The following is a 12,268-nucleotide window of genomic DNA, read 5'->3' as shown; positions in this document are numbered from 1 at the left end:
CTTGAAATGGCGTTGGAATGATGCACTAAAGTGGAAGAGAGTCATGCTTATATCGATCACTTTTCTTGTCTTTTCGCTGACCTTCGGTGAGAGCTTTCATTCTTATGCCAACAACGAACGTTTACGGGACCGGAATCAGAATCAAGGCGTTCCGCTGACGAATGACCAATTAGCCATGAACAGTATTTTGGAGCCGACTTACGCGACTACGCTTGCCGGATATAAGAAAGAGGGCTATCCGCCAGCCGATCAACCGGACATCGTGATGAAAGCCGATCAGCATTCGGCGTTTGGAGGCACGAAGCCGGTCTTGGAAACGGTAGACGGCCTTTCCGCTCTTGTGTGGGACAGCACGACAACGTGGATCGAATGGTCGGTAGATATCCCGCAGGACGGTCTTTACAACCTGGCCCTAAGTTATTATCCGATGCCGGGAAAAAGAATGCCGATTCAGCGGGAGCTGCTTATTGACGGAGAAAGCCCGTTTCGCGAGGCGCAGCGTATCTATTTCTACCGCAGCTGGGTCGACCGGGGCGATCCGGCCCAAAACAACCAGGGAGACGACGTCAGACCCAAGCAAATCGAGAAGCCGCAGTGGATGGACCTTCCGGTTTCGGACGGGAATGGTCTGTACCCGGAACCCTTCCAATTTTATATGACCGCAGGCAAGCATGTCATTCGGATGAATTACTTGCTTGAACCAATGGCCATCGACGAGATCCGGATTACGTCACCGGAGCAGCTACCCAGCTATGCCGAAGTGAAGCAGGCCTACACCGCGCAAGGTTATGAGCCCGCCCAGCAGATCAATGTGAAAGTGCAGGCAGAGAACAATCCGATGAAATCCGATCCAACGATCCGCAGAGAATCGAATGGCGATCCGTTAATGGAGCCGGCAGGCGATGGGCGAATCCGGCTGAACGCATTTGGCGACTGGCGCTGGAGGAAGGGCGGTCAGAAGGCATCGTGGGCGTTCTCGGTACCGAAGGACGGGTTGTATAAGATTGGGCTGAAATTTGGACAATGGTGGGGCGATGGACTGCCGTCCTATCGTCAAATTCTTATAGATGGGAAAGTTCCGTTCAAGGAATTGGAGCTGTACCCTTTTACCTACTCGCGCAACTGGCGGATCGAAACGCTGCATAAGGACAATGAACAAACAGGAAAAGATGAACCCCTGCTCGTGTACTTAACGAAAGGCGAGCATACGCTGACGATGACCGCCCAGGTCGGGCCGTATCAACCGATCATGGAAGCCTTGACGGCCGATACCCAGAAGCTCTCTGATCTGTACAGACGCATTATTATGATCACGGGACCGACGCCGGATCCGAACTTCGAATATGAGCTGAACAAGAAGGTGCCGAAGCTGATTGAGGACTTGAAGGTCATCGCGGACGATCTGCTCGTTCAGATGGATGCGCTCAAGGCTCTGTCGGATGTAGAGCCGAGCACGGTGAACAGTCTTCGGATGATGAACCACACGTTCGAGAAAATGATCCGTAACCCCGATTCGATTCCAAGACAATTATCAGAGCTCAGCAACAGCCAAACGAACCTCAGCACGCTGCTGATGGATCTCCAGAATGTGCCGCTTGTTCTGGATTACATCCTGATCAGCGCCCCGGATACGAAATATCCGAAGGTAAAATCCAATGTTCTGCAAAAATCGGTCAGCACGTTCAAAAACTTCATGGCTTCCTTTACGAAGGACTATACGGGCGTAGGCAGCGTCTACGACAACGAAACGGGGGAGGAAGAGGGTCCGGTTATCGAGGTTTGGGTATCCCGTGGCAAAGAGTGGGCGGAAATTATGAAGGAAATGGCGGAGGAAGACTTCACGCCCAAAACCGGCATACGCATCAACATCAATACGCTTCCGGCCGGCCAATTGAACTCGGGCTCCGTCAACACGCTGCTGCTCGCGGCAAGCTCCGGCAGAGCGCCGGATGTCGCAACAGGCGTCGATGCGCATCTGCCCGTCGAATTTGCAATCCGGGACGCTTCCGTCGATTTAACGCAGTTTCCTGATTATGAACAAGTCAGTAAACGGTTCCTTGCGGGATCGCTCATTCCTTTCAAATACAATGGGGGGAACTATGCGCTTCCGGAAACGCAGGATTTCAACTTATTGGTCTTCCGGAAAGATATCTTGAACGAGCTGGGCGTCAGCATCCCGAAGACATGGGATGAGGTCTATGCCCTGCTTCCGATTCTGCAGCAGAACGGGATGCAGATGTATTATCCGATCACGCAGCTTGGCTTCATGCCGTTTCTCTACCAGAATGGCGGCGACTATTACAAGGAGAACGGAACAAAGTCGGCGCTGGATTCACCGGAAGCCTTCCAGGCCTTCACGGAATGGACGGAGCTGTATACCAATTACAAATTCCCGGTCATGGCGAACTTCTTCAACAGGTTCCGTACCGGGGAAATGCCGATCGGGATCGCGGATTATCTCACGTATGTACAGCTCTCTACCGCTGCGCCGGAGCTGATCGGACGCTGGGGCGTCGCTCCGTCTCCCGGCCATCAGAAGGCCGATGGATCGATTGACCGCACGACCGGTGGAGCGGTACAGTCCGTTGCGATCTTCAAGCAATCGGAGCATCAGCAGGAATCCTGGGAGTTTCTGAAATGGTGGACGAGTACAGAGGTTCAGCTGCAGTTCGGCCAAGAGCTGGAGGCGCTGCTCGGCGTCGAGGCCCGCTGGAATACGGCGAATATAGACGCTTTATCGCAGCTGCCATGGCCGGAGGACGACCTCAAGGCATTGAAGGACCAATGGAAGTACTACAAAGAGCAGCCGTACGTGCTCGGCGGATACTTCACGGGGCGGAACATCGATAACGCCTGGAACCGCGTCGTTCTTGGCGGTATGAATATCAGGGAGTCGCTGGAGAAGGGCATCAAGGATATTAACAAAGAGCTTAACGCCAAGCAGAAGGAATTCGGGTTCACGCCGAAAGACTAAGGCGGCGGAAGGAGGAGCAGTATGCAAAGCAGCGTGGAGGTTAAAGGGCCGCTCCAGCTGGCCCCGCAGAAGGCACGTCGATTCAAATTGACTCACGCGAGAAAGAGGGCTGCGCTCGGTTATTTGTTTCTCAGCCCGTTCCTGATTCTCTTCATCGTGTTTACCGTCATTCCCGTCGTGCAGTCGGTCTATCTCAGCTTCACCTACTACAACATGCTCCAACCGGCGAGGTGGGTAGGCTTATCCAACTACAGCGTCTTGTTTCTGGAAGACGACATCTTTCTCACATCGCTAAAAAATACGTTTATCTTCGCTGTGATCGCCGGGCCGCTAAGCTATTGCTTATCCTTTTTGCTCGCGTGGGTGATCAATACGCTGAAGGCCAAAATGATCTTCTCGTTGGCCTTTTACGTCCCTTCGATTACGAGCGGAATCGCTTTATCGATCGTCTGGCTGTACATATTCTCCGGAGACCGCTACGGGTTATTGAACAATGCGCTGCTCAACTGGGGCATGATCAGCGAACCGATTCTCTGGAATACCGATCCGAATACGATCATGCCGGTTATCATTATCGTTTCTTTGTGGATGAGCATGGGTACGGGATTCCTGGTGTTCCTGGCGGGGCTGCAGAATGTATCGCCAGAGCTGTATGAAGCGGGCGCTATTGACGGGATTTCCAGCCGGTTTCAGGAATTGTGGTTCATTACGCTGCCGCTGATGAAGCCGCAGCTGCTGTTCGGCGCGGTCAATGCTATCGTCGGCGCTTTCGGGGTGTTCGACATTGCTGTGGCCATCTCCGGTATGCCGAGCCCGAACTATGCGGGCCATACGATTATTGCGCATCTGTTCGACTATGCCTTCATCCGGTTCGAGCTGGGATACGCATCGGCAATCGCCGTCTTCCTGTTTGTAGTCACGTTCGGCTTAGGCCGCATCGTGATGCGGTTACTATCGTCCAAAGATCAATAAGGGGGCTAAAGGACGTGACGATGAGCTTTACGAAATTTATCGCCCGTTTCAACAGGGGTTTGTTATACGCGTTTATGATCGCATTGGTCGGATTTACGTCCTTGCCGATCGTATATATGATTTCCACGGCTTTCAAACCGCTCGACGAGCTGTTTCTTTATCCGCCGAGATTTTTTGTGCAGAAACCGACCCTGCGCAGCTTCTTTGATCTGCTTACCGCGACGGACAGCTCTGTCGTTCCTTTCTCGCGGTACATCTTCAACAGCTTGTTCGTCTCCGTTGCGGTCGTGCTCTCCAGCTTGGTTGTGTGCTGCCTGGGAGCGTACGTGTTATCCAAGTTCAAACCGCCCGGTGCGGGCTTCATCTTCTCCGTCATCCTGTCCGCTCTGATGTTCTCGCCGCAGGTGACCCAGATCCCGACCTATATGATCGTATCGAGCTTAGGCTTGGTCAATACGTATTGGGCGTTAATTCTGCCGAAGATCGCCGTGGCCTTCAATATCTTCCTCATGAAACAGTTCTTCGACCAAATTCCCGATGCCCTGATCGAGGCTGCGCATATCGACGGCGCATCGGATTGGAAGATCTTCTGGAGGGTGATTATGGCGGTGAGCAAGCCGGCCTGGGCAACGTTGATTATTTTCTCTTTCATCGGGAACTGGAACGATTTCTTTTCGGCGCTCGTGTTTACGACAAGCGAATCGATGAAGACGCTGCCGCTGGCGATTCAGACACTGGCTGGAGGGCCGGGCGTCGTCGCACGGACGGGTGCGCTGGCTGCCGGCACGTTCTTGATGACGCTTCCTCCAATTCTCATCTTCCTGCTGTTCCAGAAGCTGATTATGAATACGATGGTTCATTCCGGGATCAAATCATAGGGGGCGGATATGGTGTACAAACGAATAACGGCGAGTATACTCGGCGGTCTGCTGTTTCTGATCTGCAGCTTCCCTGCCCATGCGCTCCCGCAAATGTCCTATACGCTCGATCCGATGTATGGCCATCGGATGCCGATCCCCCTGACCTATACGGTAGACACGATCATTATGGATGTTGGCCAGCCCGGCTTAAATAAACCAAACGACTTGTTTATCGACGAGAAGGGGCTCTTATACGTAGCCGACACGGATAACAACCGGATTGTGAAATTGGACGGCCAAGGGAAAGTGCTGGACATCTTCGGGAAGGAACAAGGCGTTGAGCTCAGCAGTCCGAGCGGTATCTATGTCGATAGCCTCGGTCATATGTTCGTAGCCGACACGGGCAGCGGCAGGATCATTCATCTGTCTCCGAAAGGGGAATTGATCGAAGAATTCGTCAAGCCGGAATCTTCCCTGCTGAGCGAAGATTTGGACTTTTCCCCGGATAAAGTCATCATGGACCGGCGCGGTTATCTCTATGCGCTCAATAAAAATGATTACAGCGGCTTTATGATGATCGACGCGATGAACCAGTTCCGCGGCTACATCGGCGCCAACCGCGTTCCGTTCGATTGGAAAAAGCTGCTCATCCGGTTACTGGCAACGCCGGAGCAGCGGGAGCAGCTGAATAATGCGGTTCCGCCGCAAAATTCGAATATCACAATCGACGGTAAAGGATTTATTTATACGCCGACGGTTTTGATCGAAGCGGACCAGCTCAAGAAGTTCAATGCCATGGGTGAAAACATCTACAAAAAGGCATTTTTCGGCGAAGCCTCGATCGAAAGCGGAGCGCTGGAAAACCCTTATTTCATTGATATGGCCGTCGATCAATACGGTGTAGTGAACGCACTCGACGCAATGTCGCGGAAGATCTATCAATACGATCAGGAAGGCAATCTGCTTGCCGTATTCGGCGGACAAGGCGATGAGAAGGGGCGCTTTGAATACCCGACGAGCATCGTCGTCGATAAGGCGGGCAAAATCTACGTGCTGGACCGGGACCGCAATAACATTCAAATTTTTCAGCCGACACGCTTCGCGGAATTGGTCCACCAAGCGAGCCAGCTGCACTTCAACGGGCGTTACCAGGAAGCGATGGTGCCCTGGAAGGAAGTGCTGAAGATCGACGAGAACTATCCGCTCGCCCACCGCGGCGTGGCGAAAGCGCTGATGAAGGAAGAGAGATGGAAGGAAGCGATGCGGGAATTTAAGCTGGGCAATGACCAGGAAGGGTATTCCCTGGCCTTCGCCGAGTATCGGCATGGCTTGTTGCGCGAATATTTGGGCTGGATCATCATGGCCGTCGTTCTCATCGTGGTCGCCATCTACTTTATCGTCAAATTCATGATCCGCGTCACGAATACCGTCATAAGGAGGTATGGCTATTGATCAGAACGGCGGATTTCAAACAGTCGGGTCTCCGGTCACTGCGGCTGGGCATAGCAATACTGTTTCATCCCGTGGACGGATTCGAGGAGCTGCAGAAAAACAAGCATCTGATCTCGGCATTCGTCTTAATCCTGCTGACCATCAGCGTCAGAATTATCTCGATCTATATGACCAGCTTTCATATGACGTCGCTTCAGCCGAAGGATGCCAATTTGAATTTGGAAATCATCCGCTTCGTCGTGCCGCTGATCTCGGGCGTTATTGCCTGTTATTTAATTACGGCGATTATGGACGGCGAGGCCTACTTCAGCCAGGTGCTGACCGCGATGTCCTATGCCTTGATTCCCTATATCGTATTTACCATCCCGCTGGCTGCCGTCTCCTTGGTGATGTCAAGGGGCGAACTGGGGCTGTACAACAGTATCAATTCGATCATATGGCTGTGGGTGGCCCTGCTCATCTTCATTCAACTGAAGGTGCTGAACGACTATACCTTTAAGAAGGCGGTCGGCGTCCTCCTTTTATCCATCTTTGCCTTTATTATTTTCTGGGGAACGGTAGGGCTTGTCTTCGCCTTGACGAACCACGTTCTTCAATTTGTGCGTGAAGTGGCCGTAGAAGTCAGATACTTACTGGAAAATTGAGGAGGGTACCATGAAAACGAGACTCGCCAAACGATGGATCTACTATTTAACCGTCAGCGTCATCATTGCTGCGCTCGTGCTCCTGGCGTTACCCTCCGTGCAAAAAGCTATTGAACGGGCCAAGGAGGAAATGCGGCCGAATAAGAACCAGGTCGTTGAGAGTGAGCAGATGCCGGCTCCGGAGGAGAGCGGACAGCCGCAGAAGCCAACCAATTATGAGAAGATCGCCGAAAACGACCGGCTTGAGCTGCTGTTCCGCTCATCCGATTCCGCCATCGCCGTGATCGACAAGAGCAACGGGTACCGGTGGGAATCGGCAGTTCCGCTCCAGGATGTCGAAACGGACGGGAATGAGCTGTGGACCGCCAGCAGTCAGTCGATTTTTCATCTGACCTACACGGATCCCCATCTGCCTGCGCTGGAGACGCAGGAGACGAACTTTGCACTTGAGCAGCCGAAAATGACGACGACCTCACTGGAAAACGGGATATCGGTCCGTTACGAGCTGCCAAGGCTGAAAATCAGCTTCGATATGAGCTTCCAATTGAAGGGGAACGCCCTCGAAGTCACCGTACCCGGCCAATCGATCCAGGAAGGGGAAGACAACTGGCTCATGTCGGTTGCACCGCTTCCCTTCTTCGGAGCGGCATCGGATCACGATCAAGGCTATGCGGTCTATCCCGACGGGCCGGGTGCGCTGTCTTACTTTAAGACGAACCACCCGAATTATTTGAATCCTTATCGTGCGAGCGTTTACGGTGAGGATACGATTACCTTCAATTTTTTCGGACGGGAACAGAATGCGATGCTGCCGATCTTCGGCTTGAAAGTGGCCGATAACTCTTTTATGGGGATCATCACCCAGGGGGAATACGACGCGAATATCCTCTATTCGCCGAGCGGCTATCTCATTAATTTGAACCGTGTATCTTCCGAGCTCGTTTACAGGCGTGAGTATGAAGCGGTTAAGAAAGACGGCAATTTGACGAAGAAGCCCGAAAAGGATCTGATCCGCGAGGATCATACCATCCGTTACGTGTTCTTTAGCGGCAAAGAAGCCGATTACAGCCATATGGCGACCGCCTACAGGGAGTATTTGCTCAACGAGCAAGGCGTGGTTCCGAAGGTGAAGAAAGGGGAGGCGGTTCCTTTCGGGCTTGACCTGCTTATGGGCATTAAGAAGGACCAGATTCTGATCGATCATTTTATTCAGAATACGACCTTCTCAGAGGCGCAGGACATGATGAAAGACCTCAGCCAACGCGGCGTACAGTCGATTTCAGCGAATCTGCTCGGATGGACGGGCGAAGGCTACATGAGTTATCCGTCAGGATATAAGCCTTCCCGTAAGCTGGGCGGAACAAGCGGGCTGGCGAAGCTGAGCGAGTACGCGAAGGAGAAGAACTACCAGCTTTTTCTGCAGGACAACTATGTCGAGGCATGGAAGGGCAACGACGGGTTCTCGTCGCGCAAGGACGTCGTTGTCGGAGCCAACCATTTTGTCGTGACCGACCGTTACAGCGAGCTCTTCTACTTGAATGCAGGCAAGCAGAATGCGCATTTCCAGAAGAAAGTGCTTAATCCGCTGCGCAAGCTGGACATTACCGGCATTAACTTCGACGGCATCGGCAGTCAGCTCTACTACGATTATAACGACGATTACCCGCTGAAGCGCGGAGGGACAGCCAAGCAGTGGACGGAAATGATGGAGAAATCGGTCCTGCAATTCGGCGGTGCGGCCTCGGTTGGGGGCAATGGATACAGCCTGAAGCATTCCTCCCGCCTGTTCGGCATCCCGATGGAGGACAGCGGCTTCTTCTTTACCGACGAAACGATCCCGTTCTACCAAATGGCGCTGCATGGCATTATTCCTTACTCGGGCGATCCGCAAAATTTATTTTACGATCCACAGCTGCAGTACCTAAAGATGGTGGAATACGGCTATATGCCTTACTACCAATTAACGATGAACCACTCTGAAGATTTAAAGGATACCATCTACAGCGATTTGTTCAGCTCGGCCTACAGCAACTGGGTGGATCAAGCGGTCCAATACTATAAAGAGATGAACGACAAGCTGAGGCCGGTATGGTCGCAGACGATGAAGGAGCACCGCAAACTGCAGGATGATGTCTATGAGGTCGTATATGAGGACGGGACTCGCGTCATTGTCAATTATACGCCGGGTGAGGTGACGGTCGATCATCATGTCGTTCCGGGCAAAAACTTCATCGTGGTGCCGAAGGGGGGATCAGCATGACAGGGAAAAAGTTGAGTCTGGAACGAAAAAAGATGCTGGCAGGCTATGTTTATATCGCTCCATGGGCGGTCGGGTTCGCATTGTTCATGCTGTATCCCTTGATTTACTCCCTTTGGCTGGCCTTTCATGAAGTGGTCGGCGTCGGCAATTTCGACCTGGAGCCTGTCGGCTGGGGAAATTTCAACAAAGCGTTCGTGCTGGATACGCAGTTTATTCCGTTGTTCATTTCGGTGGTGCAGGATGCCGTCATCAATACGCCGCTGATTCTGGTCTTCTCTTTGTTTATCGCGATCCTGCTGAATCATAAGATCCGCGGGCGCGCCTTCTTCCGGGCAGCATTTTTCCTGCCCGTTTTGATCGGCTCCGGCCTTGCGATGCAGCAGCTGCTCTATGCAGGGGTCGGCAAAGACACGCTGGTGAACGGCATCGGTGTTCCGGAAGAAGTATTTCTGTATATGGGCCCGACGTTCTCGCAGATCGTCTTTGATATGCTGAGCAGGCTTACCGTGATCTTCTGGAAAACGGGCGTGCAGATCCTGCTCTTTTTAGCCGGACTTCAGGGGATTTCTCCGTCGCTCTATGAATCGGCAAGATGCGACGGGGCAACCGAATGGGAGATGTTCTGGAAAATCACGCTGCCGCTGATTTCACCGATCATCCTGCTTAATCTGGTCTATACCTGCGTGGATTCCTTTACGGATATCAACAACAGGATGATGGTCTATATCAAAGATACGGCCTTTACGAAGATCGAAATGGGCTACGCGTCCGGTATGGGCTGGATCTACTTCTTGTTTATCTTCCTGCTGCTCATTATCGTATTTGCTTCGACCAGGCGCTTAGTCGTATATACAGGTGAAAAATGAGAATGAGGAGCAAGGAGGTGGTGCAGCGTGAAACCGATTCCGATGTCGAAGACCAGGCAGCGTGTGGCTGTGCAGCCCGAAAGTATCGCTAACCGGGCGAAAGCGTTAAGAAATAACAGCGTCATCAGCCGGATCAGCAGCAAAAGCCGCTGGTTCGCGCTCATTTACCGCATCTTCGTGTACGTGATTCTGATTGACTTGGCCTTTGTTTTTCTCTATCCGTTTATCTATATGATCACGACGTCGCTCAAGCATCCGGTGGATCTGATCGACTTCGCGATCAAGTGGATTCCGACGAGTCTGGCGTGGGAAAACTTCTACTACGGCATGAAGGGGCTGCAGTTTTGGACGCATTTCAATAACTCGGCCCTCATTTCCGTAGTGAGTGTGATCGGCCAGGTATTATCCTGCTCTTTCGTCGCCTATGGATTCTCCCGCATTAGGTTTCCCGGACGGGAAGTCCTGTTCGTGCTGTGCATGTTCACGATGATCATTCCGCCACAAACGATCATCGTCCCTTTGTATATGCAGTACAAGACGATCGGCTGGCTGGACAGCGTGATGCCGCTGATCGTGCCTTCCTTCTTCGCCAATGGGCTAAGGGGGGCCTTATTCATCTTTATCTTCCGCCAGCTGTTCCGCGGACTTCCGTGGGAGCTGGAGGATGCGGCCAGGGTGGATGGCTGCGGAAGCTTCCGCGTATACTGGAAAATTATTCTCCCGCTTACACCGCCCGCGATCGTCGTAACAACCCTGCTTTCCTTGGTATGGCACTGGAATGACTTCTTCGAGCCGTCGATCTTCCTGACGTCGGAGGAGAAGTTCACCTTGCCGATGATGCTTCCGCGGCTCTATCAATCTCTGGATACATTGACAGGCAGCAGCTTTGAAGTGTTCAGCCTGCCTGTCGTCATGGCCGCTACATTCCTTGCGCTGATTCCGATGCTTGTCGTCTATCTCTTTCTGCAGCGGTATTTCATTCAAGGCGTGGAGCGTTCCGGGCTGGTTGAGTAAGCGGAATGAACAGCACTCCATTCGGGTGCCGTTGAAAGGGGAGAGAGGTCGCCATGCTGTGGTCAGAACGCGCGGATGCGGCGCAGGAAGCGCTGCGCCGGCATTATTGGAACCAGGATATCGCCATGTTTAATATTGAAACGCCGTGTCCGAACGGCGATTGCAACACGATTTTTCATTACTGGTGGATGGCGCATGCCGCTGACGTGCTGGTGGACGGACTGCTGCGCACTGGCGAGGCGGTTTACGGGGAGACGCTCGCGGAGCTGCATGACGGCATCCGGCGCCGGAACGGCGGCGTGTACCCGAATGAGCTGTACGACGATATGGAATGGATGGCGCTCGCCTGGCTGCGCGCGTATGAGGCGACCGGCGAGGAGAAGTACAAGGAAACCGTCCACATCCTGTGGGAGGACATCCAGAGCGGATGGAACGACCATATGGGAGGCGGCATTGCGTGGCATAAATCCCAGCTGGCTTACAAAAACACCCCGGCCAATGCGCCCGCCGCCATTCTCGCGGCAAGGCTGTACCGGTGCTTTGGCAACGCGGAGGATTTGGAGTGGGCCCGCAACATTTACGATTGGCAGAAGCGCTCCCTGGTCGATCCCGCCACCGGCTTCGTCTGGGACGGCATGAACCGGACCGGGGACGGAAGCATTGATAAGGACTGGAAGTTTACCTACTGCCAGGGTGTCTTTATCGGAGCGGGCGTGGAGCTGTGGCGGGTGAGCGGGGAGCCGGGCTTCCTCGTGGACGCTCTGCGCACAGCCGATGCCGCCAAGGCGGAGCTTGCCGCGGATGACGGCGTGTTCCCGGACGAAGGAAGCGGGGACGGCGGCCTGTTCAAAGGCATCCTGGTCCGCTACCTGGCTGAGCTGAGCCTGGCCTCGGAGGAGGCGGCCCGGCTTGCCATCCCGATGCTCGCCGCAAATGCCGGCGTGCTGTGGGACGCCGGGCGAAGCGCCGCATGCCTGTTCGGAACGGACTGGAGCCAGGCGCCGGCAGAACCGGTATCCCTGAGCACCCAGCTGAGCGGTGTGAAGCTGCTGGAGCGAATGGCGGTGCTGGAGAAATTGGGGTTTGCTGATCATGAGAATAAACAATAGGCATGTTTAACGATATCTTAAACAGCAGAACTTCATCGTTGGTATGGAAGGCAGGCTCAGTGGACCGTTCACGTAAAGTGGGCGGTCTTTTGGTTTGTTTTCCCGCTTACTAAAAAA

Annotated in this window: 9 protein-coding genes; all 9 read left to right on the top strand. The window is 53.4% G+C overall.

The annotated features are described in order from the left end of the window. The first annotated feature begins 1 nt into the window (after window position 1). From ABIE48_RS29185 to ABIE48_RS29145, 9 genes are read left to right on the top strand one after another with little or no spacing between them, the layout of a single operon-like run. Window positions 2–2,974, top strand: a complete 2,973-nt coding sequence (locus tag ABIE48_RS29185; protein ID WP_354520183.1) for an extracellular solute-binding protein — start codon at window positions 2–4, stop codon at window positions 2,972–2,974. Between the two features lie 21 nt (window positions 2,975–2,995). Further along, window positions 2,996–3,946, top strand: coding sequence for a carbohydrate ABC transporter permease (locus ABIE48_RS29180; protein WP_076172753.1), 951 nt, complete (start codon window positions 2,996–2,998; stop codon window positions 3,944–3,946). Between the two features lie 20 nt (window positions 3,947–3,966). Beyond that, a complete protein-coding gene (locus ABIE48_RS29175) occupies window positions 3,967–4,824 on the top strand; it encodes a carbohydrate ABC transporter permease (protein WP_089550416.1) in 858 nt (285 codons plus the stop codon). A 12-nt stretch (window positions 4,825–4,836) separates the two neighbouring features. Further along, entirely contained in the window at window positions 4,837–6,258 is a 1,422-nt protein-coding gene (locus ABIE48_RS29170) for an SMP-30/gluconolactonase/LRE family protein (protein ID WP_192716010.1), read from the top strand. Then, the gene (locus tag ABIE48_RS29165; protein WP_186326079.1) at window positions 6,255–6,902 is read left to right on the top strand and encodes a Yip1 family protein; all 648 of its coding nucleotides are present in this window, start codon (window positions 6,255–6,257) and stop codon (window positions 6,900–6,902) included. The genes ABIE48_RS29170 and ABIE48_RS29165 overlap by 4 nt, the downstream gene beginning before the upstream one ends. Window positions 6,903–6,912: 10 nt before the next feature. Continuing rightward, complete coding sequence (locus ABIE48_RS29160; protein ID WP_192716009.1) at window positions 6,913–9,162, top strand: DUF5696 domain-containing protein; 2,250 nt, start codon at window positions 6,913–6,915, stop codon at window positions 9,160–9,162. Then, window positions 9,159–10,028 carry a carbohydrate ABC transporter permease gene (locus tag ABIE48_RS29155; RefSeq protein WP_145026948.1) on the top strand — a complete coding sequence of 290 codons (870 nt, stop codon included), beginning with the start codon at window positions 9,159–9,161 and terminating at the stop codon, window positions 10,026–10,028. The genes ABIE48_RS29160 and ABIE48_RS29155 overlap by 4 nt, the downstream gene beginning before the upstream one ends. Window positions 10,029–10,055: 27 nt before the next feature. Then, window positions 10,056–11,042, top strand: a complete 987-nt coding sequence (locus tag ABIE48_RS29150; protein WP_192716008.1) for a carbohydrate ABC transporter permease — start codon at window positions 10,056–10,058, stop codon at window positions 11,040–11,042. 53 nt (window positions 11,043–11,095) lie between these two features. After that, window positions 11,096–12,151 carry a glycoside hydrolase family 76 protein gene (locus ABIE48_RS29145; protein ID WP_192716007.1) on the top strand — a complete coding sequence of 352 codons (1,056 nt, stop codon included), beginning with the start codon at window positions 11,096–11,098 and terminating at the stop codon, window positions 12,149–12,151. Window positions 12,152–12,268 lie beyond the last annotated feature (117 nt).

It is taken from the genome of Paenibacillus sp. OAE614 (assembly GCF_040546645.1).
Classification (GTDB): Bacteria; Bacillota; Bacilli; order Paenibacillales; family Paenibacillaceae; genus Paenibacillus_AQ; species Paenibacillus_AQ favisporus.
This window is presented reverse-complemented; position numbering and strand designations above follow the sequence as displayed.